The organism is Stenotrophomonas sp. STEN031 (genome assembly GCF_056759975.1).
On sequence record NZ_JBRREA010000053.1, the window covers coordinates 1 to 23,639 of the forward strand.

A 23,639-nucleotide genomic window follows, 5' to 3' on the forward strand; every position below is an offset into this window, starting at 1 on the left:
GTGGGGGTGCTTCGGCTTTAATCGCGGCTCGTTAAAAATTAAATGCCCTATGCCTGTTTTCTGGTTGGGGGCTTTGGGTGCCGCTTGCTTACTTGCGACGTGCCAGCAGGCGGTAGCTGCCGGTGGCGTTCGGATCGAAGCTGTGTGCGAGAACGATGTAACGACCGGCTTCCAGGTCGATCTCCAGGTTCGGATCGAGGCTGGAGTCGCTGTCATCCTGCTGGGCAACTTCTTCGCCATTGCGCATCAGGGTGATCATGCCATCCAGGCTGGAGGAGCCTGCGGTCATGCTGATCACATACTTGCCCTTGCGCGGAATCTCAAGGGTGTACAGGTCACGGTTGCCTGCGCGCAGCTGGCCGGTGACTTCGCGGCCAAGCTTGAGCTCGGGACGGGTCGGGCCATCCGGCGCGGCTGCAGTGGCGGTGGCGAGCTGGAACACACCGCCACGGCTGTTCACCGAGCGCACCGACACGTTGTATTCACCGGCATCCAGCACCTGGCTGATGCGCGAATTGACACCGCCGCCGCCGTCGTCATCGCTGAGGGTGATATCGCCACCCTGGATGGTGAGCATGGTGTCCAGTTCCTTGCCGCTGGCATCGAGCTGCACGCGACGGCGTTCCGGCAGGTTCAGCACGAAGCTGCGGGTGTCGTCGGCGCCAATGAAGCCGCTGACGGTGCCTTCCAACGGCAGGTTGGTGCCGTCATTGAAGACCAGGCCTTCCGGGAAATCCGACTGTTCGACGCCCAGATAGAACGCGCCGGAAGCCTCACCCAGGCCGCCGGCGGTCAGGGTGTAGCGGCCCGGCTGCAGCGGAGCGACCAGGCGCGAGTTGAGGTTGCTGCCGCCGTCATCGTCTTCCAGATTGAGGCCGTTGCCGCTCAGTTCGAGGCGGGCATCGAACTCGTTCGACTCCAGGTTGATGGTGTACAGGCCCGGCTTGTCGACCTGCAGGACAAAGGTCTTGTCACCATTGCTCAGCCAGTCGGTGACCCGGCGGCCAGCCGTCAACGGCTTGCCGTCATAGGCAACGATGGGTTCGGCGGACAGCTGGAACGGGCCGAAGGCACGTGCATCGGCGCCGCTGACGGCGACCAGGTACTGGCCGGCCTTGTCGGCACGCATGCTCAGCGTGGTGCTGCCTTCGCCACCGCCGTCGGTGCGGGACACCAGCACGTCACGATTGAATACGGCCAGCGCACCCTTGAGTGCGCCTTCCAGCTTCAGCGATACCGCCTGGCCGGCGCCCATCTGCAACGAGAACAGCTGGCTGCGGGTGCCGTCGCTGTAGTTGACCGGGCTGGAAGAGGTGATTTCACCAGAGACGTCGCCGTCGATGGCGAGCGCGCGGGCCGGGCCAGCGGCATACGCGGGGGCGTGCACGGCGGCGGCAATGGCAAGGGACAGCAGTCCGGCTGCAAATCGCTTCACTTGAACTCCTTGATGTGGGAAGCAGGGGTAAAAAGCAGCCACGCTGCCTGCGGGGGCAGGCAGCGTGGCGGTGGGCCCATCACGCCCGCGGGCGCGGTGGGCGATGTGGCTTAGTGGATGACGGCGGCAGCTGCGTCGGCGGCAGCGGCAGCGGCTTCCTCGGCAGCATCCTTGCGGTTGCTGTTGGCCGGCGCAGCGACATCGCCACCGCCAAGATCGGTGGTTTCCAGTTCGAACACGCCTTGCTGGCTGCCCAGGCTGCTGACCGCAACGATGTAACGGCCGGCGCGCAGGTTCAGGATCAGCTGCGCGTTGGTGCCGTTGCCGCCGTCGTCGTTCTCTTCGTCAACGCCGGGGCCGGTGATCTTCAGTACCGAGTCGAAGTTGTCGGCGATGGCGTCGAACTGGATCTGCTTGGGCGCATCCAGGTTGAGCACGAAGGTGCGACGGCCACGCGAGTCCATCATCGACTGCGCGGTCTGGCCGACGGTCAGGGAGGTGCCATCGCGGGTGACCAGGCCATTGGGCGTCGGCGTCAGCTTGACGCTGAGCTTGAAGGAGCCGGTGCTGCCGTTCACCGAGGAGGCGGCGATGGTGTAGTCACCCGGCTCCAGGTAGGTCTGGATGCGGGCATTGAGGCTGCCGCCGCTGTCGTCGTCTTCCAGCTCGACGTTACGGCCGTTCAAGCGCAGGTAGGAGTCGAACGCGCTGGAGTCGGCGGTGATGGAGTACAGGCCGGCCTTGTCGATCTTGAGCTTGTATTCCTGCTTGTCGCCCATCAGCCAGTCGGTTGCCTCGCTGTCGGCGGCCAACGGCTTGCCGTCGTAGGGCACGACCTTGGCGGCCTTGAGCTTGAACGGGCCGAAGGCGTCGGCGCTGGCGCTGTTGACCGCGACCAGATAGGTGCCGTCCTTCGGCGCGCGGAAAGCGAGATTGACCGCACTGGCCGTGGAGTCGCCTTCGCTCATTCCGGAGGAGGACGCGTTGGCGATCATGTTCTGGCCATCGAATACCGCCAACTGGCCGCTGAGCGAGCCGCCCAGTTCCAGCGAGACGGCTTCGCCGCTCTTCATCGTGACTTTGTAGCTCTGGTGACGGCTGCCGTCGTTGTAGTTCAGGGTGCTGGAGGAGGTGATCTCACCGGAGACCGTTTCCCCGACGGTCAGGTTGGGCGCCTTGTCGGCGCCGCTGGCGGCAATCCCGCCCAGCTTCTGGCAGGCGGTAAGTGCCAAGGTCATGGTGATAGCAGCAAAGAGGCGAGCGTGGCTGGCGTTCAAGCTTAGGTCCTTCATGGTCAGTTATGTCTCCTTTCCCCGTCTTCGCGGGTCAGGCGGCGATTCTAACGTTAAGTTGTGTCTATTCAGCGAGAAAGGGTTCCGGGCCGGGGTGACCGATACAGGGCCCGGCGGGGTGCTAGAATTGACAGCTTGTCTGCCTTATTAGACCGACCATGATCGAACTGAATCCCATCCGCCAGCGAATCACCGATCTGACTGATCGCGTGGTATCGCTCAGGGGGTATCTTTGACTACGACGTCAAGAAAGAACGTCTCGAAGAAGTAACCCGCGAACTCGAAAATCCGGACATCTGGAACAATCCCGAGTATGCCCAGACCTTGGGCCGCGAGCGCTCGGTGCTGGACAAGACCGTCACCGGCATTGCCGATGTACTGGATGGCCTGTCCGAAGCCACCGAATTGCTGGAGCTTGCCGAGAGCGAACAGGACGAGGACACCGCGCTGGCCGTGGTGGCTGACCTGGACAAGTACCAGTCGCACATCGAGAAACTCGAGTTCCAGCGCATGTTCTCGGGCGAAATGGACAGCTGCAACGCCTTCGTCGACATCCAGGCCGGTGCCGGCGGTACCGAAGCCCAGGACTGGGCGGAAATGATGCTGCGCATGTACCTGCGCTGGTGCGAATCGCGCGGCTGGAAGACCGAGCTGATGGAAGTGTCCGGCGGCGACGTCGCTGGCATCAAGTCGGCTACGTTCCGGGTGGAGGGCGAGTTCGCCTACGGCTGGCTGAAGACCGAGATCGGCGTTCACCGGCTGGTGCGCAAGTCGCCATTCGACTCGGACAACCGCCGTCACACCAGCTTTACCTCGGTATTCGTGTCGCCGGAAGTCGATGACAACATCGAGATCGACATCAATCCGGCCGACCTGCGCACCGACGTGTACCGTTCCTCCGGTGCCGGCGGCCAGCACGTCAACAAGACCGAGTCGGCGGTGCGTATCACCCACATCCCGACCAATACCGTGGTTGCCTGCCAGACCGGCCGTAGCCAGCACCAGAATCGCGACACCGCGATGAAGATGCTGGCCGCAAAGCTCTATGAGCTGGAAGTGCAGAAGCGCAACAGCGAGCGTGACGCGCTGGAAGCGACCAAGTCGGACATCGGCTGGGGCAGCCAGATCCGCAACTACGTGCTCGACCAGAGCCGTATCAAGGACCTGCGCACCGGCGTTGAGCGTACCGATACGCAGAAGGTGCTGGACGGCGACCTGGATGAGTTCATCGAGGCCAGCCTCAAGTCGGGCCTGGAAGCCGGCGCCAAACGCAGCGACGCGTGATCCGGAATGGCCCTGCGCGGGCCATTCCCTTGTTGTACGGTGCGGTTTCACCCGGCGGTGGCCGCACCTTGGTTAACTCCCCCAAATAGAAATCAAAGCCATGACCGAACAGACCCCTGAAACGCAGCAGCCCCCCGTCGACGAGAACAGCCTCATCGCCGAGCGCCGCGCGAAACTCACGGCACTGCGCGGGCAGGGCATCGCCTACCCGAACGACTTCCGTCGCGAAGACTTCGCCGGCAAGTTGCAGGCAGAGTACGCCGACGCCGAGGTCTGGACCGGCGAGGCCCTGGAAGCCACCGGTCGTACCGTGAAGATGGCCGGCCGTCTGATGGCCAAGCGCATCATGGGCAAGGCCAGCTTTGCCCAGATCCAGGACGAGAGCGGCCGCATCCAGCTGTTCCTGCAGGCCACCGCGCTGGGCGACATCTATGCCGCCTTCAAGGGCTGGGACGTGGGCGACATCATCGCCGTCGAAGGCGGCCTGACCCGCACCAAGACCGGCGAGCTGTCGGTCAAGGCGACCAGCATCCGCCTGTTGACCAAGTCGCTGCGCCCGCTGCCGGACAAGTGGCACGGCCTGGCCGATGTCGAGCAGCGCTATCGCCAGCGTTACGTCGATCTGATCGTCACCCCGGAGTCGCGCGAGGTCTTCATCAAGCGCTCCAAGATCATCCGTGCGATGCGCGCATGGCTGGACAGCCGCGACTTCCTCGAAGTCGAAACGCCGATGATGCATTACATCCCCGGCGGCGCCACGGCCAAGCCGTTCACCACCCACCACAATGCGCTGGACCTGGATCTGTACCTGCGCGTTGCGCCGGAGCTGTACCTGAAGCGTCTGGTGGTTGGCGGCCTTGAGCGCGTCTACGAAATCAACCGCAACTTCCGCAACGAAGGCGTCAGCACCCGCCACAACCCGGAATTCACCATGATGGAGCTGTACGAGGCCTATGCCACGTACAACGAAGTGATGGACCTGACCGAGGGCGTGATCCGCGACGTCGCGCAGAGCGTGCTGGGCACCACCGTTGTTGAATGGGATGGCGCGCAGATCGACCTGGCCCCGGCGTTCCGTCGCTGGCGCATGGACGAAGCCGTGCGTCACCACAACCCGGAGATCTCGGCCGCCGACTGCACCGATCGTGATGCGCTGCTGCGCCATTGCGAACGCCTGAAGATCCGCGTCAAGCCGAGCTACGGCTGGGGCAAGCTGCTGCTGGAGATCTTCGAGGCCACGGTCGAGCACACCCTGATCCAGCCGACCTTCATCACCGATCACCCGGTCGAGGTCTCGCCGCTGGCCCGCGCCAGCGATACCGATGCTGGTTACACCGACCGCTTCGAGTTGTTCGTCAACGGCAAGGAGCTGGCCAATGGCTTCTCCGAGTTGAACGATCCGGAAGACCAGGCCGCACGTTTCCAGGCTCAGGTCGAAGCCAAGGACGGTGGTGACGACGAAGCCATGCATTACGACGCCGACTACATCCGTGCGCTGGAATACGGCATGGCACCGACCGGCGGCCTGGGCATCGGCATCGACCGCCTGGTGATGATGCTGACCGGCCGCGCCTCGATCCGTGACGTGCTGCTGTTCCCGTACATGCGCCCGGAAGCCTGATCGAGCTGCAAGCGAAAGTGCAAAGGCCTTCCCGTAACCGGGAAGGCCTTTTTTGTTTCTGAAATGTAGTGCCGAGCCATGCTCGGCAGCGGCGTTACCAGCGAAAAGCGCCCCTCACCCCAACCCCTCTCCCGCACGCGGGAGAGGGGCTAAAGCCACCACGGCCCCAATCCTGTAGTGCCGAGCCATGCTCGGCAGGGGCTTTACCAGCGAACAGCTGGCCTCACCCCAACCCTCTCCCGCATGCGGGAGAGGGGCTAAAGCTGTCGCGGCCCCAATCCTGTAGTGCCGAGCCATGCTCGGCAGCGGCCTTACCAATAGCGCCTCAGCCCAGCACAGCCCGCACCCCAAGATTGATCAGCATCCCGCCACCCATCAACCAGACGAACAGCAGCAAAGCCAACAACATTGGCTTGGCACCGGCCTGACGCAGCGCCGAAGCATGCGTGGTCAGGCCCAACGCAGCCATCGCCATGGCCAGCAGCACGGTGTCCAGATCGATCAATACCTTCACCACCTCGGCCGGCAGTAGCTGCAGCGAGTTGAAGCCGACCATGGCGATGAAGCCAAACGCGAACCACGGAATGGTGATCTTCGAGCGCTCGCCATTGCTGCTGTTCTGGCCGCGGGCCAGCAAGGCAGACAGGCCAACCAGGAACGGTGCCAACATCATCACCCGCACCATCTTGGTGATGACGGCCGCATCGGCGGCAGGTTCGCTGACCGCACGGCCAGCCGCCACTACCTGCGCGACCTCATGCACGGTGGAGCCGGTAAATACGCCGAACGCGGTCTCATCCAGCGGCATCCAGCCCGCCGACACGCCCCACTGGTACAGCAGCGGGTACAGGAACATCGCGATCGTGCCGAACACCACCACCGTGGCCACGGCAACGGCGACCTGTTCGGTGCGGCCCTTGATCACCGGTTCGGCTGCCATTACCGCGGCAGCACCACAGATCGAGCTGCCAGCGCCGATCAGCAGGGCCGAGTTGCGGTCCATGCCAAGCAGCCTGGTGCCCAGCCACCAGGCCAGGCCGAAGGTGGAACACAGCACCAGCGCATCGATCGCCACGCCGGCAACGCCAACCTGGCCGATATCCTGCAGGGTAAGACGCAGGCCGTAAAGAATGATGCCGGCACGCAGCAAGGTCGCCTTGGAGAAAACAACGCCTGCATCGGCGCGCGTCGCCAGGCTGCGGTAAACCGTGTTACCCAGCACGATGCCGATGACGATGGCCAGGGTCAGCGCGCTGATGCCGTGGTTCTGCATCCACGGCAAGGTGCCCAGCCAGATTGACAGGCCGGCGACGGCGGCCGTCAGCAACAGGCCGGGGAGGCGGGAAAGGGGCATCGAGGTCAGCCCTTGGGTCGAGGTGTTCATAACATTGGGTTATTAGAAGATAGCCCATGCTGCACCCCTGGTTATTACCTGTAAAACGGATAATATTGGTTGAATCAACCTATTTGTGAGATAGGTAATGCATCTATCGCTGCGTCAGCTGCAGATCTTTTCCGGCATTGCCGAAGCCGGTACCACTACGGCGGCAGGTGAGCTGCTGGGCTTGTCGCAATCAGCGGTCAGTGCTGCCCTGGTCGAACTGGAGAACCTGCTCGGGCTGGCCTTGTTTGACCGGATAGGCCGTCGACTGGTGCTTAACGGCCACGGCCGGGCCCTGTTACCGCAAGCGCGCGCCTTGCTGGCGGGTATGACCGATATCGAGCGCCGGTTCCGTGCCGACAGCCAGACCGGTGCCGCCGTGCGTTGGCAGGTCGGCGCCAGCACCACCATCGGCAACTACCTGATGCCGGCACGTATCGCTGACCTGCAGGCCTCCAATCCACACGCCCATGTCGAGCTGGTGATCGGCAATACCCGCGAGGTCACGACTGCCGTGCAGCGGCTGGAGGTGGATGTCGGCTTGATTGAGGGGCCCAGCCACGAGCCGGGGCTGGAAGTGGCGCACTGGCAGCAGGATGAACTGGTGGTGGTGTTTGGCGAACGCCATCCGCTGGCGACGCAGTTCAGCAAGGGAGCGGACCTGGCGATGTTGCGGCAAGCGCGCTGGCTGTTGCGCGAACCCGGTTCAGGCACGCGTGAGGCGGCCGAGCAAGCGTTGTTGCCGCATCTCCATGGCTTCGCGGAAGTGCTGCAGTTGGGCGGCACCGAAGCGATCAAGCAGGGCGCGGTCGCCGGGCTGGGTCTGGCCTGCCTGTCACGGCATGCGGTGGCTGACCTGGTGACGCTGGGCAAGCTGCAGGTGTTGGCGACGCCCTTGCCGCCATTGCAGCGTCAGCTATGGGCGGTTCGCCATCCCGGCAAGCGCATCCCGGCCAGCCTGCGCCAGCTGCTCGGCCTGCCGGCGGATGTGTTTAGCGACGATTGAGCGCGGTCGACCGCCAGAGCCCGTACAATACGCCCATGCCTTTGATTACCTTGCAGAACGTCGACTACAGCGTCGGCGGCCCGTTGTTGCTGGAAAAAGCCGAACTGTCGATCGAGACTGGCGAGCGCATCGCCCTGATCGGCCGCAACGGCGCCGGCAAATCCACTCTCATGAAGCTGATGGCTGGCGAGCTCAAGCCCGATGACGGCGAGGTGCGCGTGCAGCAGGGCGTGCGCGTCACCCGGCTCGAGCAGGAAGTGCCGCACGGCGCTGCCGGCAGCGTGTTCGACGTGGTCGCCGATGGCCTCGGCGAGCTTGGCCACTGGTTGGCCGAGTTCCACCGCCTGAGCCACGCCGAGGTCTTCGATGGCGAGGCCATGGGCAATGTGCAGGCCAAGATCGACGCCGCCGATGGCTGGGGTCTGGACCAGCGCGTCGAGGAAACCCTGACCAAGCTCGACCTGGATGGCGACGCTGAGTTCGGCCGTCTGTCCGGCGGCATGAAGCGCCGCGTGCTGCTTGCGCGTGCGCTGGTCGCCGGCCCCGACGTACTGCTGCTGGATGAACCAACCAACCATCTGGACATCGAAGCCATCGATTGGCTGGAAACCTTCCTCAAGGGCTGGAACGGCTGCGTGGTGTTCGTCACCCATGACCGTCGCTTCCTGCGCGCCCTGGCCACCCGCATCGTCGAGATCGATCGCGGCCAGGTGACCAGCTGGCCGGGCGACTGGGACAACTACGAGCGCCGCCGCGAAGAGCGCCTCAATGCACAGGCGGCCGAGAACGCCCGCTTCGACAAGTTGCTGGCGCAGGAAGAAGTGTGGATCCGGCAGGGCATCAAGGCCCGCCGCACCCGCGACGAAGGCCGCGTGCGCCGGCTCAAGGCGATGCGCAACGAGCGCAGCCAGCGACGTGAGCTCAGTGGCAACGTCAAGCTGGAAGCCGCCGGTGCCGAGAACTCCGGCAAGAAGGTCATCGATATCAAGAACATCTCCTTCGCGTTCGGTGAGCGGGTGATGGTCAAGGATTTCGAAACCACCATCCTGCGTGGTGATCGCATTGGTTTGATCGGCCCCAATGGCAGCGGCAAGACCACCTTGCTGAAGCTGCTGCTTGGGGACCTGCAGCCTGATACCGGCGAAGTGCGGCAGGGCACTAATCTGCAGATTGCCTACTTCGACCAGTACCGTGCCACCCTGCGCGAGGACTGGAGCGCGATCGAGAACGTGGCCGAAGGCGCGGACTTCATCGACCTCAACGGCAAGCGCAAGCACGTGCATGCCTACCTGCAGGACTTCCTGTTCACCCCGGAACGCGCGCGCGCGCCGATTACCCGCCTGTCTGGCGGCGAGCGCAACCGCCTGCTGCTGGCCAAGTTGTTCGCGCAGCCGTCCAACCTGCTGGTGATGGACGAACCGACCAACGACCTGGACGTGGAAACCCTGGAACTGCTGGAAGAGCTGCTGGCCGACTACACCGGCACGCTGCTGCTGGTCAGCCATGACCGTGACTTCCTCGACAACGTGGTGACCTCCACCCTTGTGCTGGAAGGCGAGGGCAAGGTGGGCGATTACGTGGGTGGTTACAGCGACTCGCTGCGCCAGCGCCCGGCACCGACCCAGACCGCGATGGCGGTGGCCAAAGCGTCGGCGACCGCGGCACCTGCACCCGCTGCCGCGGTGGCTGCAGCACCTGCAGCGGCGCCCAAGCGCAAGCTCAGTTTCAAGGATGCACGCGAGCTGGAGCAGCTCCCGGCCAGGATCGAACAACTGGAACTGGATGTCGAAGGCCTGACCTCGGCGATGAACGACCCTTCGTTCTATACCCGCAGCAGTGCCGAGGTCACCGCGCATACCCAGCAGCTGGGCAAGGTGCAGGCCGAGTTGGATGCTGCCTACGCGCGTTGGCAGGAACTGGACGCCTGAGTCGGCTCTGGCGGCCTGCATTTGCTTCACCTGCCGTCCTCGCGTAGGACGGCAGGATGGTGTCCCAGGATGCTTCGAGGTGATGATGAAACGGCCGTTCGACGTCACACGTATTGATCATGTGGTGTTCCGGGTCGGCGACCTGGAGCGTAGCGTTGCGTTCTATTCGGCGGTGCTGGGCTGCGAGGTGGTGCGACGACGTGACCATCTCGGCCTGGTGCATCTGCGTGCAGGTGTGTCGATGATCGACCTGATCAGTCTGGATGGCGCGCTGGGTGCGCGCGGCGGCAGTGGCCCGGGGCCGGAGGCGCGCAACGTTGATCACCTGTGCCTGCGGATAGCGCCTTTCGATGAAGCGGAATTGGTTGCGTATCTGTCCGAACACGGTGCAACGCCGCTGGCGGCAGCCGAGGTGAATTTCGGTGCTGAAGGTGACGGGTTGTCGTTGTACTTCAGGGACCCCGATGGCAACACCATCGAGCTGAAGGGGCCGGTTTCGGCGGACTTGGGCTGATGCTCTGTTCCCTCCCTTGCACCGCGGGTGCAGGGGAGGGCTGGGGAGGGGTGCTCTTGCAGGTTTCGCGGCTTACAGCTGCCGCGCCGATGGATTGCCGGGACGGCTTATGCCGGGCATGGCTCGGCACTACAACCCCTGCGCCGAAGGCGTGGGGGAGGGGGTTCTCGCTGTACCCCTGCAGTCGCGCAATTGGCGAAGATCAAAAGCACCCCTCCCAACCCTCTCCTTCGCTGCGCGAAAGGGAGGGCTCAGCTGCTCGGCCGAAAGGAGGACTTTCGCTCCCTCCCTTGCACCGCAGGTGTAGGGGAGGGCTGGGGCGGGGTGCTCTTGGCCATGAGCCCAGCGCTTGCGGCCCAACCACGCTCCGCGCATGCTCATGTCATTCAACAGGAGCAGCAGCCATGCACCGCAGACTCAATACGCTCCTGCTGCTCGCAACAGCCTGCGCCTTGCCCGCGCACGCAGAAGTCAAAGATTCCACGCGTGCAGGCTTCACCGTCGAAAACAGCGTCCTGATCGCAGCCGCACCCACGCGCGTATGGCAGGCGATGACTGCCGACATCGATCAGTGGTGGCCTAAAGACCACAGTTGGTGGGGCAAGGCTGCCAAGCTGTCAATCGACGCCCGTGCCGGTGGCTGCTTCTGCGAAATCGTGGGCGCACAGCAGGCACAGCATCTGCAGGTCGTGTTCGTCGATCCGCAGAAAACCCTGCGCCTGACCGGCGGACTTGGACCAATGCAGGGCATGGGCCTGCACGGCGTCGCCGAATGGACCTTGCAGGCAGAAGGCCCGTCTACCCGGGTGACGTGGCGCTACCGGGCTGGTGGCTATAGCCCAGACGACCTCGGCGCCTTGGCACCGGTGGTGGACAAAGTCCAGGCACAGCAATTGGACGGCCTGGCACGCTGGCTTCAGGCCGCCCGCTGAGGATCATTCTTCCTCGTCGGCAGGCGCTTCTTCGCCGCCGCCCGGCAGCTCCAGGAAGGCCCAGAACGCCACCCTGTCCTCGGCCCAGCTGGCCGAGGCTTCGGATAGCACCTCCAGCAAGGTATCAAAGTCGGCTGGGCTGCCCTGGCGCAGGTCGTTGGCGTCACTGAACAGCAAGGCATAGCCGTTGGCTGGCAGCCAGGACAAGTCGCGCAATCCATCGGACAGCGCATCCCAGTTACGACTCCAGCCGGTTGGAAAATCGAGCTGCGTGCCGAGCCGCATCAACAGGGTGCGCTTGTCGGTGCAGCCTTCTAGGTCGATGCGGTATACGCGCAGCCCGGCATCGCGGGCTACCGCCGCCAAGCCGCCAAGGTCACCGTCGCCTACACCGTAGACGCCGGCCTGGCTGACGTCTTCCAGTCCCATGTCGAAACCGCTGTCACTCATGGCGTACTCCTGGCGGGGACTTCAAAGCTGCGGAAGCTTTCGTAGTGATCGTCGGTGTAATACCAGGCGTCCGGCGGCTCGCCACCGGTCACGATGCGCCTGGCGCCACGGTGATTCAGTCCCGGTGTGTCCACGGTGTATTCGCGGTAATAGCCGCGCGGCCGCTGCGGAAGCTGGCGCTCGCGGTTGCCGAAGGTGCTGCCGTCCTGGCGATGCGGGTAGGGTCCGCCGCGCTGGATCAGGGCAATGGTCTGGCGTGCTTCGGGCGGCAGGAACGCTGGGAGCGGATCGCGCGGCGTTGCCGCGCGGGATTGCGCTTCTGCAGCGGCCTGCGAATTGCCGCCGGCGCCGAGGTCCGCACCCAAGGAAGGCGCGAATTGCGGCGGCGGTGGCTGCTGCGCGACGCGCATGCCCCACAGGCCTGCAACCAGAAGGACTATGGCTATAACCAGAAGGTAGGGCTTGCGCATCAGGTCGAGCAATCAGCAAAGGAAAGGAGAACGATTATCACGCCGTCAGCCGGAGTTTGTTGAACGGGCGATTCATGCGCTGTCCGCGCGTGTTGGTTCACAGGGCGATAACAATGGCAGCGCATTACCTTGAAATGCTGTCGATCCCGACGGCGGGACAAAGTTTCCTTTACATCGGTCTTGGTAAGTTGGGCATTCCTGCCTACCATTCACTGCTGTATCTGCATCGCCCGGGTTTTCCGGGCACAGACCCCAGGCATATACCCAAGGAGATTTGTGATGGCCTATACCCTGCCCAAGCTGCCTTACGCTTACGACGCGCTGGAACCGTACATGGATGCGGCCACGGTCGAGATCCATTACTCCAAGCACCACCAAACCTACGTCAACAACCTCAACGCGCTGGTCGAAGGCACCGAGTACGCCGACCTGCCGATCGACGAGCTGCTGCGCAAGGTCAAGACCCTGCCGGAGAACCTGCAGCAGGGCGTGCGCAACCAGGGTGGTGGCCATGGCAACCATTCGCTGTTCTGGGACGTGATCGGCCCGAACGCCGGTGGCACCCCGGGCGGCGCCTTGGCCAAGGCCATCGATGAGCAGCTGGGTGGCTTCGACAAGTTCAAGGAGGCCTTCACCAAGGCTGCGCTGACCCAGTTCGGTTCCGGCTGGGCATGGCTGAGCGTCACCGCCGACAAGAAGCTGCTGGTGGAGAAGAGCTCCAACCAGGAAAGCCCGCTGATGGAAGGTCGCACCCCGGTGCTGACCATCGACGTGTGGGAGCATGCGTACTACCTGAAGTTCCAGAACCGTCGCGCCGAGTTCATCGAAACCTTCTACAGCCTGATCAACTGGAAGGAAGTCGAGCGCCGCTACCAGGAAGCCATTGCCTGAGTGCAATGACATGCAGCGGCGGCCCCAACGGCCACCGCTGACGCAAAGGCCGGGCATTGCCCGGCCTTTGTTGTTTCAGGGCTGTCCGGCGGCGCGCAGGCTGCTTCCTTGTGGGAGCGGCGTGAGCCGCGAAGCAGATAGATCGTCAGATGGCACGCATGCTTGAAGCTTCGGCAAACCCAGCCTCGTGGCTTACGCCGCTACTGCAGGCGAGCTCGGTGCTACTTCAAGGCTGCTCGACGGCAGCGGCCTCTGGAATCCGGGTCATGCGCAGCGTCGCCATCATGCCCAGCGGCTCTGGCGGGGATTGCGCATCGCTGGCAGGCAATTGAATGGCCTGCTGGGTGATGTCGGCGAAGCTGCGCACCTGGTACAGCACATCCATGCCGTGCTGGGCGTCGGCAGACAGGCGCGCGTCGCCGTGGCGGGTGGAGGGGTTCCTGCGCGCTGGCTGGTAGCCCGGCAGCTGCCGCACCAGTTCTTCGGTGGGGGCGGCAAAGTCGCCGATGATCAGTGACGGCAGGCCATCTGCGGTGGCATCCATCCATGAGCGCAGATCGGCCGCCTGGTGGCCCCGTGAGACCGCGCTGTTGTCACGCGGACACATGCTGGCGGCATAGATGTTCAGTTGTGCCTGTTGCAGTTGCAGGCGTTGCATGCCGGCAGCGGTAGGTGCGCTGTCGCCATGCAGCAGGGTGATGCCATCCTGTTGCGCGCTGAGGCGCGTCAGCACCGCATTGCCGCGGCGTATCGGCTGGCTGGGGCGGTCGGCGCTGATGAAATCGCAGCTGTACTTGAGGCGGCTACCCAGCCAGCAGGCGGGGTTGGGGGTGTTGGCCAGTTGGCGCACGTCCTGGACCACGATCACGTCCGGGCGCAGGGTTTCCATCAAGGTGGCGATCCTGTCGCGCTGGCTGGTCCAGGTCTCGCCGCTATCGGGCAGGCGCAGGTTGGCGACCTTGATGACCGGCACCACCGGCTCGGCCATGACAGCAAATGACAGGACCAGCAGTCCAAAACAGCCCCAGCGCAGCATTGCAACGCCTCAAGATGAGGGACTGTCATCGTAATGCTTTCCGCGTAGAAGGGGCGTGCAGGCTTATCCGATAAGGTTTTGCCGTTGCAGGCGATAGGCGTTTTACCGGTGAGAACCGGTCTGGCGGGCGGCATGATGCGTTACGCTTGCAACCTTTGTATCCACGGATCGCCCGCAGATGACGACCAGCCACGTAGCAGCCACACCCGCGCCCAAGGGGCGGATGCCTCGCCAAATCCCCTACATCATCGGCAACGAGGGCTGCGAACGGTTCAGCTTCTACGGGATGCGCAACATCCTGGTGCAGTTCCTGATCACCTCGACCCTGCTGCAGCACATCCTGGATTCGGGTGAACGGGCACTGGCGGCCAAGGACCTGATGCACACCTTCATGATCGGTGTGTACTTCTTCCCGTTGCTGGGTGGCTGGATCGCGGATCGCTTTTTCGGCAAGTACAACACCATTCTGTGGTTCAGCCTGGTTTACTGCCTGGGGCATGCCTTCCTCGCGGTGTTTGAAGACAACCGCATGGGTTTCTTTGCCGGCCTTGGCCTGATCGCCTTTGGTGCCGGTGGTATCAAGCCGCTGGTCGCGTCCTTTGTTGGCGACCAGTTCGACCAGAGCAACAAACACCTGGCGAAGAAGGTCTTCGATGCCTTCTACTGGATCATCAACTTCGGCTCCTTGTTCGCATCGCTCACGATGCCGCTGTTGTTGGCCAGTTATGGTCCGTCGGTGGCGTTCGGTATCCCGGGGCTGCTGATGTTCATCGCCACGTTCGTGTTCTGGCTGGGTCGCAAGAAGTACGTGCTGGTCAAGCCGGACATGGCCGATGACCCGCATTCCTTCAGCAAGGTCATCCGCACCGCGCTGTTCGCGCACAAGGCAGGCAAGGGCCGGCCGGGCCTGCTGCTGGCCGGGCTCGGCCTGGTGGCGGCGGTGGTCTCGCTGGCCATGACCCCGGTGCTGGGCTTCGTGATCGCCGCCTGTATCGCACTGGTGGTGGTGATCGCCTTCATCGGCGGCGGTGCTTGGCTGCAGCTGGACCGCGCCCGTGGCATTCACCCGGACGCCGCCGTCGACGGCGTGCGCAGCGTGCTGCGGGTGCTGGTGATTTTTGCCCTGGTCACCCCGTTCCACTCGTTGTTCGACCAGAAAGCGTCCACCTGGGTCATCCAGGGCGCGGAAATGACCAAGCCGGCCTGGTTCCAGGCGGGGCAGATGCAGGCCTTGAACCCGGCGCTGGTGATGATCCTCATCCCGTTCAACAACCTTGTGCTGTACCCGATGCTGGCACGGATGGGCTGGGAGCCGACCGCGTTGCGGCGGATGACCGCGGGTATCGCGTTCAGCGGCCTGGCCTGGATCGTCATTGGCGGTATCCAGGTGGTCATGGATGGCGGTGAGCCTATGTCCATCGTCTGGCAGGTGCTGCCCTATGCGCTGCTGACCCTCGGCGAGGTGCTGGTCTCGGCCACTGGCCTTGAGTTTGCCTACAGCCAGGCGCCGCAGTCGATGAAGGGCGTGGTGATGAGTTTCTGGAACCTGACCACCACCATCGGCAACCTGTGGGTGCTGCTGGCCAATTTCGCGGTGCGCAACGATGCGGTGAACGGCAGCATCGCCACCACCGGTCTGAGCGTCACTGCATTCCAGATGTTCTTCTTCGCCGGCTTCGCGCTGTTGGCGGCGTTGGCTTTCGGCTGGTATGCACGGCGGTATAAAGTGGTCGACAACTACCGGGCGGTTTGACCATGCAAGGACCGATAACCCTGATCCTGATCGCCATCACCGCACTGGTGTCGTGGATGGCGTTCAACAACCGCAAGCTGGCGGACCGGCTGATCCTGTGGCCGCCAGCAATCGACAAGCACAAGCAGTACGACCGGCTGGTGACCTATGGGTTCATCCATGCTGATTTCGGGCACCTGCTTTTCAACATGGTCACCCTGTATTTCTTCGGCCGCTCGATCGAGGTCATCATGCTCGGCATCACCGGGCAATGGTGGGTCTATCCCCTGTTCTACCTGGCGGCGCTGGTGGTATCGATCCTGCCGACCTACCTGAAGAACCAGAAGAACCCGAACTACCTGAGCCTGGGCGCCTCAGGCGCGGTATCGGCGGTGCTGTTCGCCTACATCCTGATTGCGCCGTGGAAACTGATCCTGGTGATGTTCATCCCGGCCCCGGCCATCGTCTATGCCGCGTTCTACGTCGGCTACAGCATCTGGATGGACAAGAAGGGCGGGGACAACGTCAATCACAGCGCACACCTTGCTGGTGCCGCGTTCGGCGTGATGTTCATGCTGTTCATGGAGCCGGAGCTGCTGCAGCACTTCCTGCAGAGCCTGATGAATCCTACTTTCAGCTTCTGACCGGCGCCGGATGGGGCGGCGACGGGCCTGCCCGTCCAGGCAGGGGCCGCGCGAATTGTGTCGTCGCGGCCCCGCCTCCTTCCTGGCTGCGGCGTGGGCTGCGCGCCAGCTGCAGGAATGGGCTCAGGCGGCGTAGCTGTCAAGGAAGCGCGAATAGACTTCGCTGTCGATCTTCTTGAATTCCCAGCCCTGGGTGTCGCCGGCAACGGTCAGTTGGAACAGACCTTCCAGCAGGGTGGCGTCATGGTCGTTGGAAGGAATCTGCATCGTGTGGTCGTTGTCGAACATGGCGCACCTCGCTTGCTGTCTGTTTTGCCAATAGACACAGCAAAACCCGTGCCAGCTTTTGAGACGCAGTCCATGGTTTGATCGGGCTGGCGCCGGCGGCGCGGATGTCGGAAAGTGACGCAATACGGCGCTTGTGATTGGCCCGGCACGTCATCACGGCGCTTTCACCGAATTCGTAGGCTTGTGCAGGAGGATCCATGACTTTGAATACACCAGCGGTAACCGGCATCGAGCACGATGCTGCCGCCCACCGGTTCCAGACCCTGGTCGATGGTCAGCGCGCGGTTCTGGACTACCAGTTGGACGCAGGGGTCATGGTCATCACCCACACCGGGGTGCCGGAGGCCATTGGTGGACGCGGCATCGCCGCGCAGTTGACCCGCTACGCGTTGGATCATGCACGGGCCGCCGGCTGGAAGGTGGTGCCAGCCTGCGCCTACGCGGCGACCTTCATGCAACGCCATGGCGAATATGCCGACCTGCTGGGATAATTTGCCGGCATGGCCAAGCCTGATCGGGCGGCCGCACATACTTCCAAGGGACGAAAGGGCATGAACAGGTTGGTACGGGGATCGTCTGCCGCAGCGGTGTTGCTGCTGGCATTGGCCGGTTGCAAGCAGGATGAACAAGGTGCGCCCGTCGCACCGGCCGCGGAACCGGTGCAGGCACCGGTTGCGGTCGCACCTGCGGCAGCTGATCTGCGCGATGTGATTGAGAACACCCCAAGCTATGTCATCGGTATCAGCTATCCGCCGGCGGCCGCCAAGTACCCCGGCCTGGCCAATGCGCTGAGCGATTATGCTGGCCATGCCAAGGCCGACCTGTTGAAGTCGGTGGCCGAGCTTGGCAACGACAAGCCGACCGCGCCGTACGAGCTCTCGCTCGCCTTCGACATGCTGGTGGAAACGCCGGCAGTGGTGGCCGTGTCGGCCGATGGCAGCAGCTATACCGGTGGCGCCCATGGCCAGCCGTTGGTGGCGCGTTTCGTGTGGCTGCCCGAGCAGCAGCAGCTGCTGAAGGCGGAAGATCTCATCAGCTCGGCCAAGGGCTGGCAGGCGATCAGCGACTTCACCGAGGACAAGTTGCTGGAACAGGCGACCGTACGCGCGCAGGGTGAAGACCTGTCGCCTGAGGAACAGCAGGCCCAGGTTCGCAACCTGTCCAAGATGATCGATGAGGGCACCGCGGCCGATGCCACGAACTTTGGCCAGTTCCAGCCGGTGATGGATGCGGCGGGCAAGATCTCGGCCCTGCGTTTCGTGTTCCCGCCGTACCAGGTGGGGCCGTACTCGGATGGCACGCAGACCGTGGATGTGCCGGCTGCGGTGTTGTTGCCGCACGTTGCGGCGGACTACCAGGGGTTGTTCGCGCGCCCCTGAAACATGGGAGGTCAGTGATGGATGTGGGGCTGCAACGACGTGTGGAAGCACTGCTGCAGGAGGCCGATATCCGCCCCGGCGGTGATCGGCCGCAGGACCTGGACATCCTCGACCCGCGCTTCTATGCGCGGGTGCTGGCCGACGGCTCGCTCGGTCTGGGCGAGAGTTACATGGAGGGCTGGTGGCAGGCGCATTCGCTGGATGGCCTGCTCACCCATCTGCTCGACGCACGCCTGGACGAGCGCGTGCATGGCGGTGGCGAGGTCTGGGATGCACTCAAGGCCAAGCTGTTCAACCTGCAGAGCGGGCAGGGCAGCTACGAGGTCGGCAAGCGCCACTATGACCTTGGCAACGATCTTTACCGGGCCATGCTCGGCAAGCGCCTGGTCTACAGCTGTGGTTACTGGCGCGACGCCGGCAATCTGGACGACGCGCAGGAAGCCAAGCTGGACCTGATCTGCCGCAAGCTGGGCCTGCAGCCTGGCATGCGTGTGCTCGATATCGGTTGCGGCTGGGGCGAGGCGCTGAAATTCGCCGCCGAGCGCTACGGCCTGCAGGGGGTGGGGGTGACCATCTCGCAGGAGCAGGCGGAGTTCGCGCGCGAACTGTGCGCCGGGCTGCCGGTCGAGATCCGCCTGCAGGACTACCGCGAGCTGGACGAACCGTTCGACGCCATTCTGTCGGTGGGCATGTTCGAACATGTCGGGGTCAAGAACTACCGCACCTACTTCGAGGTGGCCCGGCGCTGTCTGGCCGAGCAGGGCCTGTTCCTGCTGCACAGCATCGGCACCAACATCAGTCGCGATCGCACCGATCCATGGATCGCAAGATACATCTTCCCCAACTCCATGCTGCCGTCGGCTGCGCAGATCACCCATGCGATGGAAGGGCTGTTCGTGCTGGAGGATTGGCACAACTTCGGTACCGACTACGACCGCACCCTGCTGGCATGGCGCGAGAACGTGGAGGCGGCATGGGATCAGCTGGATGCACGCTATGACGAGCGCTTCCGGCGCATGTGGCGCTTCTACCTGGCGGGCTCCATGGCCACCTTCCGCACCCGCCACTCGCAGCTGTGGCAACTGGTGTTGTCACCGCGCGGGGTGCGTGGCGGCTATGTGGCGCCACGCTGAACGTAGAACGCTGTAACCCCGAAACTGTTTTATAAGTTTATATTACACATGTGTATTATCTGCCTCATCCCTGGATGAGCCGGATAGGCCATGAGCAGCTTCGACGCGACAGAAACCCGGATTGATGCCACCTGCGCCCGCTGGCCGGGATTTCCGCGCGAGCCCGCGGTGCTGGTGCGCCTGGTCAAAGGGATCTACAAGACGGTCCATGACCGCGCCAATGCGGTGTTGCGCGAGTTCGAGCTCAGCCACGCCGAGTACAACATCCTGATGATGTTGTACGGCACGCCGGATCATCCACTGACCCCGTCGGAACTGGCCGAAGCGGCAACCGAGAAGTCGGCCAACATCACCCGGCTGACCGACCAACTGTGCAACAAGGGCCTGTTGGAGCGCATTCCGGACGCCCATGACCGGCGCAAGCTGGGCCTGCACCTGACCGCGAATGGCCTGGCCTGCATCCAGCGGCTGCTGCCCAAGATGGCGGAGCTGTTGGTCATGCAGGTGCAGGGCCTGGATGGGCAAGAGCAGCACCAGCTTGAGCGGCTTCTCAAGAAGATGCTCGATGGCATCGAGGCGAACTGAGTCCAGCATGCCCGCCATCCCATCATCGGTGAGCACGCCGACAGCCACGCCCTGGTACGCGGGAATGCGGGTCTTTCTGAAAGGCGAGGCCGATACCTGGCTGTTCGTGCTGCGTACCACCGTGGCCTTCTTCCTGACCGGCTGGCTGGCGATGCGCCTGCAGCTGCCGCAACCGGGCACGGCGATGATGACCACGGTCATCGTCATGCACCGGCAGAGCGGCATGGTGCTGGCCAAGGCCTTCTATCGCGTGCTGGGCACCTTGGTGGGCGCGGCGGCGGCGTTGTTGATCGTGGCGCTGTTCCCGCAACAGCGCGAACCCTTCCTGATACTGATGGCGTTGTGGATTGCCGGCTGCACCGCAGGGGCCACCCTGCATCGCAACTTCAAGTCCTATGCCTTCGTGCTGGCCGGCTACACCGCCGCGATCATCGCCTTGCCGGTGATCGCTACCCAGCCGGGGCAGGTATTCGACTCGGCGGTCGCGCGTATCAGTGAGGTGCTGCTGGGGCTGCTGGTCACCGCGGTGATCAGCGACACGATCTTCCCGGTGCGGCTGCGCGATACCCTGCGCACGGCGGTCAGCGGCCAATATGAGAACTTCCTCGGCTTCATGCGCGGCGCGTTGCTGGGCGAGATGCCGCGTGAGCAGATGGAACAGGCCCACCTGCGCGTAGTGCGCGATGCGGTGACGCTGGAGGACCTGCGCAGCTCGGTGATCTTCGAAGACCCGGACGCGCGGGCGCGCAGCGCCCACCTGCAGCGCTTCAACCAGCGCTTCATGGCGGCTTCGACCAGCTTCCAGTCGCTGCACCACCTGATCAATCGCCTGCTGCGCCAGCCTGCGCCCGCGGCAGGGCAGGCACTGCAGCAGCTGTACCAGCCCCTGGGCCTGGCCCTGCAGGGCAGTGAGCAGGACCCGGCGCAGTTGGCTGAGCGCATCCATGAGGTACGCCGGCAGCTCGCGTCGCGCGCGGCTTGGCTGCGCGGCGGTTTGCAGGGGGCGGCGCAGATCGAGGATTTCGATGTCGGTACGCAGCTGCTGCGCCGTTTCGTGAAGGAGCTGGAGCAGTACGTGCATGCGCGGCGGCAGCTGACCGCACAGGTGGCGCCTACCGAGGACGACGCGCGTGCGCACTTCGTCCGCGGCAATGACTACCTTGGTGCGGCCGTGGCATTTGCCCGTACCGCGATCACCATGTTGTTGCTGGGCGCGCTGTGGGCGGCCAGCGGCTGGGCCATGGCGATCAACGTGATGCTGCTGGCAACGATCTTCTCTGGGCTGTTCGCAACCGTGCCCAATGCCGCGCGGATGACCGGCAAGGTGGGCTGGGGCTATCTGGTCGGCTTGCTGGCAGCCTATGTCTGCAACTTCACCGTGTTGACGCGGATGGAGGGCTATACGCTGCTGGTCGCCGGTCTGCTGCCGTTCTTCCTGGTGGGGCCCTATATGGTCAGCCGGCCGAAGCTGTCGGTGTTCGGGCTGGGTTACACCATGGGCCTGGTCAACATCCTGGCCATTACCAGCGTGCATAGTTTCGACCCGACGCGATTCTTCAACGAAGGCACCTCGCACATGATCGCGATGGGTGCGGCGGTACTGAGCTTCGCGCTGATGCCGCCGCTGGTAGGCACGGCCTGGTTGCGCCGGCGGCAGATGGCCGGCCTGCGTGCGCAGGTGGGTTTGGCGGCGCAGGCACCGCTGCGTGGCCTGCAGCACCGTTTTGAAAGCAGCAATAGCGACCTGCTGCATCAGATCGTGGCGCATACCGCGCCGGGCAGCGAGGAATCACGTGAGCAGCTGGCCTGGGCATTGGCGGTCAACGAGACCGGCCGTGCGCTGATCCACCTGCGCCAGGATGTTGCCCACGAACCGGTATCGACAACGCTGCATCAGGGTGTGGACGCGGTGGTGCGGGCGTTGTCGGACTTCTTCGCACTGCCCGGCAGGGCTGCCTGGCTGCGCGCCGATGCAGCGCTGGCGGCCGCCATCGACGTTGCCCGCGCCCAGGCCGGGGAGGGTGGCGTGGCCGCACGCGTGCTGCTGCACCTGCGGCTGGTGCGGCTGGCGATGGTGGACGACCGCTCGGTGATGGCGGCCTACAACACGGCCGCGGATTCAACCCTGGAGACCGATCCCCATGCCCATTGAAATCGCCTTCGCGGGAACCCTGTTTCCCGGCCTGCTGTTGTTGTTCCTGTTGGTTTGCGTGCTGTTGTGGGCGCTGGACGCGGTCGCCGGCCGGCGTGGCTGGTACCGCCATGTCTGGCATCCGGCCTTGTTCCGTACCGCGATCTTCATCTGTCTGTTTGGTGGCTTCGGCCTGCTGCTGTTCTGAGAACTCTCCATGACCCCCAAAGTCCAATCCCTGCTTCGTTTCTCCCTCACCGCGGTGGTGGTGGTGATTGCTGCCCTGGTCGCGATGGCGATGTGGCGCCACTACATGTATTCCCCCTGGACCCGCGAGGGCCGCCTGCGCGCGGAGGTGGTGCGGGTAGCGCCGGATGTGTCCGGCCCGGTGAGCGCGGTGGCAGTGCGTGACAACCAGTTGGTGAAGCGCGGCGATGTGCTCTACCGGATCGATCCGGCGCGTTATCGGAACGCGTTGAATCAGGCCCGCGGCAATCTGGCGGCGGCGCAGGCCTCGGCGCGTGCGGCGGGCGCCAGCATCCAGGTGGCAGCGGCCGGTGCCGCACAGCAGAGCGTGAACGCCAGTCGTTACGAGCTGCAATACGAGCGCCGCCAGCGCATCACCGGCAGCCTGATTTCGGAAGAAGCGCGCACCGATGCACTCAGCGCCGCGCAGGCCGCACGGGCCGGCGTTGCCCAGGCACAGGCCAGCCGCCAGCAGGCCAGCGCCGCGCAGCAGCAGGCATTGGCCGCAGTTGAGCAGGCGCAGGCGGCACTGGATACGGCCGAATTGAACCTGGAGCGCACCGAAGTGCGTGCGCCGGTAGATGGCTATGTCACCAACCTGGAAGTGCGGCAGGGTGATTACGCCACTGCCGGTGCGGCCAAGTTGGCGGTGATCGACACTGACTCGTTCTGGGTCTACGGCTATTTTGAAGAAACCAAGCTTGCCGAGCTGCATGTGGGCGATGGCACGCGCGTGCAGCTGATGAGCGGGCAGGAACTGCATGGGCATATCGAGAGCATCTCGCACGGTATTACCGATGCGGACAGCCCGACCGGCAGTGATCTGCTGGCCAATGTGAACCCGACCTACAACTGGGTACGGCTGGCGCAACGCATTCCGGTGCGGATCAAGCTGGATGCTGGCGCGCTTGCAAAGGGGGTGGTGCTGGCCAATGGCATGACTGCGACGGTGATTGTGGAGCAGGGGCGGTAAGGCTGGGTCGGGTTTGTTCGCTGCTGGCTGTATGAAGTTCGAAGTGGAGCGCCCGAGGCTCGGAGCTAAAAGCTAAAAGCTAAAAGCCAAAAGCCAAAAGCCAAAAGCCAAAAGCCAAAAGCCAAAAGCCAAAAGCCCCCTCATCCGCCCTCCGGGCACCTTCTCCCGCTCGCGGGAGAAGGGAATGCAGGCTGCTGCTTGAGCTGAGAGTTGCCGCGCAATGCTGAGTACCGGCAATACGTCAGAGCCTCGTAGCGCCGACGCGCTCCCTTCTCCCGCGAGCGGGAG

22 protein-coding genes and 1 pseudogene are annotated in these 23,639 nt (G+C 64.0%); 16 read left to right on the top strand and 7 right to left on the bottom strand.

Annotation, left to right across the window (positions count from 1 at the left end; translation table 11 throughout):
- Positions 1-88: 88 nt before the first annotated feature.
- Together ACVOLQ_RS18060 and ACVOLQ_RS18065 are read right to left on the bottom strand one after the other, a co-directional pair.
- Entirely contained in the window at positions 89-1,435 is a 1,347-nt protein-coding gene (locus ACVOLQ_RS18060; RefSeq protein WP_313170018.1) for an ABC transporter substrate-binding protein, read from the bottom strand.
- 110 nt (positions 1,436-1,545) lie between these two features.
- Complete coding sequence (locus tag ACVOLQ_RS18065) at positions 1,546-2,727, bottom strand: pre-peptidase C-terminal domain-containing protein (protein WP_481528844.1); 1,182 nt, start codon at positions 2,725-2,727, stop codon at positions 1,546-1,548.
- 158 nt (positions 2,728-2,885) lie between these two features.
- Between ACVOLQ_RS18065 and prfB the strand changes: the two genes are divergently transcribed.
- A protein-coding gene (prfB, locus tag ACVOLQ_RS18070; RefSeq protein WP_313170022.1) for a peptide chain release factor 2 occupies positions 2,886-4,011 on the top strand; the annotation gives its coding sequence in 2 pieces (ribosomal slippage) (positions 2,886-2,960 and positions 2,962-4,011; 1,125 coding nt in all).
- A gap of 100 nt (positions 4,012-4,111) precedes the next feature.
- Positions 4,112-5,632 (top strand): lysine--tRNA ligase, encoded by a 1,521-nt coding sequence (lysS, locus tag ACVOLQ_RS18075; protein WP_481528845.1) that lies wholly within the window; start codon positions 4,112-4,114, stop codon positions 5,630-5,632.
- Between the two features lie 325 nt (positions 5,633-5,957).
- On the opposite strand, the gene ACVOLQ_RS18080 is transcribed toward lysS, so the two are convergent.
- A complete protein-coding gene (locus ACVOLQ_RS18080) occupies positions 5,958-6,986 on the bottom strand; it encodes a YeiH family protein (protein WP_481528846.1) in 1,029 nt (342 codons plus the stop codon).
- 127 nt (positions 6,987-7,113) lie between these two features.
- Here ACVOLQ_RS18080 and ACVOLQ_RS18085 point away from each other — a divergent pair, with 127 nt between their 5' ends.
- The 4 genes from ACVOLQ_RS18085 (at position 7,114) to ACVOLQ_RS18100 (ending at position 11,393) form a co-directional block, all read left to right on the top strand.
- The gene (locus tag ACVOLQ_RS18085; protein ID WP_313170028.1) at positions 7,114-8,019 is read left to right on the top strand and encodes a LysR family transcriptional regulator; all 906 of its coding nucleotides are present in this window, start codon (positions 7,114-7,116) and stop codon (positions 8,017-8,019) included.
- 35 nt (positions 8,020-8,054) lie between these two features.
- Positions 8,055-9,947, top strand: coding sequence for an ATP-binding cassette domain-containing protein (locus ACVOLQ_RS18090; RefSeq protein ID WP_481528847.1), 1,893 nt, complete (start codon positions 8,055-8,057; stop codon positions 9,945-9,947).
- An 85-nt stretch (positions 9,948-10,032) separates the two neighbouring features.
- Positions 10,033-10,461, top strand: coding sequence for a VOC family protein (locus ACVOLQ_RS18095; protein WP_481528848.1), 429 nt, complete (start codon positions 10,033-10,035; stop codon positions 10,459-10,461).
- Between the two features lie 404 nt (positions 10,462-10,865).
- Positions 10,866-11,393 carry an SRPBCC family protein gene (locus tag ACVOLQ_RS18100; RefSeq protein ID WP_481528849.1) on the top strand — a complete coding sequence of 176 codons (528 nt, stop codon included), beginning with the start codon at positions 10,866-10,868 and terminating at the stop codon, positions 11,391-11,393.
- A 3-nt stretch (positions 11,394-11,396) separates the two neighbouring features.
- On the opposite strand, the gene ACVOLQ_RS18105 is transcribed toward ACVOLQ_RS18100, so the two are convergent.
- Positions 11,397-11,843 (bottom strand): barstar family protein, encoded by a 447-nt coding sequence (locus ACVOLQ_RS18105; protein ID WP_481528850.1) that lies wholly within the window; start codon positions 11,841-11,843, stop codon positions 11,397-11,399.
- The gene (locus tag ACVOLQ_RS18110) at positions 11,840-12,313 is read right to left on the bottom strand and encodes a guanyl-specific ribonuclease (RefSeq protein ID WP_481528851.1); all 474 of its coding nucleotides are present in this window, start codon (positions 12,311-12,313) and stop codon (positions 11,840-11,842) included. Before ACVOLQ_RS18110 ends, ACVOLQ_RS18105 begins: the two co-directional genes overlap by 4 nt.
- Before the next feature lie 279 nt (positions 12,314-12,592).
- On the opposite strand from ACVOLQ_RS18110, the gene ACVOLQ_RS18115 reads away from it, so the two are divergent.
- Complete coding sequence (locus ACVOLQ_RS18115; RefSeq protein ID WP_313170040.1) at positions 12,593-13,204, top strand: superoxide dismutase; 612 nt, start codon at positions 12,593-12,595, stop codon at positions 13,202-13,204.
- Between the two features lie 226 nt (positions 13,205-13,430).
- Here the strand turns inward: ACVOLQ_RS18115 and ACVOLQ_RS18120 are convergent, their stop codons facing one another.
- Entirely contained in the window at positions 13,431-14,240 is an 810-nt protein-coding gene (locus ACVOLQ_RS18120; protein ID WP_481528852.1) for an endonuclease/exonuclease/phosphatase family protein, read from the bottom strand.
- A gap of 151 nt (positions 14,241-14,391) precedes the next feature.
- On the opposite strand from ACVOLQ_RS18120, the pseudogene ACVOLQ_RS18125 reads away from it, so the two are divergent.
- Both ACVOLQ_RS18125 and ACVOLQ_RS18130 read left to right on the top strand, forming a co-directional pair.
- Positions 14,392-15,993: pseudogene (locus ACVOLQ_RS18125) on the top strand (POT-type proton-dependent oligopeptide transporter); the annotation flags it as partial.
- Positions 15,994-15,995: 2 nt separating this feature from the next.
- Positions 15,996-16,616 (top strand): rhomboid family intramembrane serine protease, encoded by a 621-nt coding sequence (locus ACVOLQ_RS18130; RefSeq protein ID WP_481528853.1) that lies wholly within the window; start codon positions 15,996-15,998, stop codon positions 16,614-16,616.
- 123 nt (positions 16,617-16,739) lie between these two features.
- Here the strand turns inward: ACVOLQ_RS18130 and ACVOLQ_RS18135 are convergent, their stop codons facing one another.
- The gene (locus ACVOLQ_RS18135) at positions 16,740-16,904 is read right to left on the bottom strand and encodes a hypothetical protein (RefSeq protein WP_313170047.1); all 165 of its coding nucleotides are present in this window, start codon (positions 16,902-16,904) and stop codon (positions 16,740-16,742) included.
- A gap of 197 nt (positions 16,905-17,101) precedes the next feature.
- On the opposite strand from ACVOLQ_RS18135, the gene ACVOLQ_RS18140 reads away from it, so the two are divergent.
- The 7 genes from ACVOLQ_RS18140 (at position 17,102) to ACVOLQ_RS18170 (ending at position 23,351) form a co-directional block, all read left to right on the top strand.
- Positions 17,102-17,395, top strand: a complete 294-nt coding sequence (locus ACVOLQ_RS18140; RefSeq protein ID WP_481528854.1) for a GNAT family N-acetyltransferase — start codon at positions 17,102-17,104, stop codon at positions 17,393-17,395.
- 60 nt (positions 17,396-17,455) lie between these two features.
- Entirely contained in the window at positions 17,456-18,283 is an 828-nt protein-coding gene (locus ACVOLQ_RS18145) for a DUF3298 and DUF4163 domain-containing protein (RefSeq protein ID WP_313170051.1), read from the top strand.
- Positions 18,284-18,300: 17 nt separating this feature from the next.
- Entirely contained in the window at positions 18,301-19,416 is a 1,116-nt protein-coding gene (gene cfa / locus ACVOLQ_RS18150; protein WP_481528855.1) for a cyclopropane fatty acyl phospholipid synthase, read from the top strand.
- A gap of 90 nt (positions 19,417-19,506) precedes the next feature.
- Complete coding sequence (locus ACVOLQ_RS18155) at positions 19,507-20,001, top strand: MarR family winged helix-turn-helix transcriptional regulator (protein WP_293717323.1); 495 nt, start codon at positions 19,507-19,509, stop codon at positions 19,999-20,001.
- A gap of 64 nt (positions 20,002-20,065) precedes the next feature.
- Complete coding sequence (locus ACVOLQ_RS18160) at positions 20,066-22,153, top strand: FUSC family protein (protein WP_481528856.1); 2,088 nt, start codon at positions 20,066-20,068, stop codon at positions 22,151-22,153.
- Positions 22,143-22,340 (top strand): DUF1656 domain-containing protein, encoded by a 198-nt coding sequence (locus tag ACVOLQ_RS18165; protein ID WP_313170057.1) that lies wholly within the window; start codon positions 22,143-22,145, stop codon positions 22,338-22,340. Before ACVOLQ_RS18160 ends, ACVOLQ_RS18165 begins: the two co-directional genes overlap by 11 nt.
- Positions 22,341-22,349: 9 nt before the next feature.
- Positions 22,350-23,351, top strand: a complete 1,002-nt coding sequence (locus ACVOLQ_RS18170; protein WP_481528857.1) for an HlyD family secretion protein — start codon at positions 22,350-22,352, stop codon at positions 23,349-23,351.
- Positions 23,352-23,639: the final 288 nt, after the last annotated feature.

Excerpts from the sequence above, each read along its gene's own strand:
- ACVOLQ_RS18110 (WP_481528851.1), bottom strand. The coding sequence starts at position 12,313 with ATGCGCAAGCCCTACCTTCTGGTTATAGCCATAGTCCTTCTGGTTGCA.
- ACVOLQ_RS18160 (WP_481528856.1), top strand. The coding sequence starts at position 20,066 with ATGCGGGTCTTTCTGAAAGGCGAGGCCGATACCTGGCTGTTCGTGCTG.
- ACVOLQ_RS18170 (WP_481528857.1), top strand. The coding sequence starts at position 22,350 with ATGACCCCCAAAGTCCAATCCCTGCTTCGTTTCTCCCTCACCGCGGTG.
- ACVOLQ_RS18120 (WP_481528852.1), bottom strand. The coding sequence starts at position 14,240 with ATGCTGCGCTGGGGCTGTTTTGGACTGCTGGTCCTGTCATTTGCTGTC.
- ACVOLQ_RS18165 (WP_313170057.1), top strand. The coding sequence starts at position 22,143 with ATGCCCATTGAAATCGCCTTCGCGGGAACCCTGTTTCCCGGCCTGCTG.
- ACVOLQ_RS18145 (WP_313170051.1), top strand. The coding sequence starts at position 17,456 with ATGAACAGGTTGGTACGGGGATCGTCTGCCGCAGCGGTGTTGCTGCTG.
- ACVOLQ_RS18105 (WP_481528850.1), bottom strand. The coding sequence starts at position 11,843 with ATGAGTGACAGCGGTTTCGACATGGGACTGGAAGACGTCAGCCAGGCC.
- ACVOLQ_RS18155 (WP_293717323.1), top strand. The coding sequence starts at position 19,507 with ATGAGCAGCTTCGACGCGACAGAAACCCGGATTGATGCCACCTGCGCC.
- lysS (WP_481528845.1), top strand. The coding sequence starts at position 4,112 with ATGACCGAACAGACCCCTGAAACGCAGCAGCCCCCCGTCGACGAGAAC.
- ACVOLQ_RS18095 (WP_481528848.1), top strand. The coding sequence starts at position 10,033 with ATGAAACGGCCGTTCGACGTCACACGTATTGATCATGTGGTGTTCCGG.
- ACVOLQ_RS18100 (WP_481528849.1), top strand. The coding sequence starts at position 10,866 with ATGCACCGCAGACTCAATACGCTCCTGCTGCTCGCAACAGCCTGCGCC.
- ACVOLQ_RS18065 (WP_481528844.1), bottom strand. The coding sequence starts at position 2,727 with ATGAAGGACCTAAGCTTGAACGCCAGCCACGCTCGCCTCTTTGCTGCT.
- ACVOLQ_RS18090 (WP_481528847.1), top strand. The coding sequence starts at position 8,055 with ATGCCTTTGATTACCTTGCAGAACGTCGACTACAGCGTCGGCGGCCCG.
- ACVOLQ_RS18115 (WP_313170040.1), top strand. The coding sequence starts at position 12,593 with ATGGCCTATACCCTGCCCAAGCTGCCTTACGCTTACGACGCGCTGGAA.
- ACVOLQ_RS18085 (WP_313170028.1), top strand. The coding sequence starts at position 7,114 with ATGCATCTATCGCTGCGTCAGCTGCAGATCTTTTCCGGCATTGCCGAA.
- ACVOLQ_RS18140 (WP_481528854.1), top strand. The coding sequence starts at position 17,102 with ATGACTTTGAATACACCAGCGGTAACCGGCATCGAGCACGATGCTGCC.
- ACVOLQ_RS18080 (WP_481528846.1), bottom strand. The coding sequence starts at position 6,986 with ATGCCCCTTTCCCGCCTCCCCGGCCTGTTGCTGACGGCCGCCGTCGCC.
- ACVOLQ_RS18130 (WP_481528853.1), top strand. The coding sequence starts at position 15,996 with ATGCAAGGACCGATAACCCTGATCCTGATCGCCATCACCGCACTGGTG.
- cfa (WP_481528855.1), top strand. The coding sequence starts at position 18,301 with ATGGATGTGGGGCTGCAACGACGTGTGGAAGCACTGCTGCAGGAGGCC.
- ACVOLQ_RS18135 (WP_313170047.1), bottom strand. The coding sequence starts at position 16,904 with ATGTTCGACAACGACCACACGATGCAGATTCCTTCCAACGACCATGAC.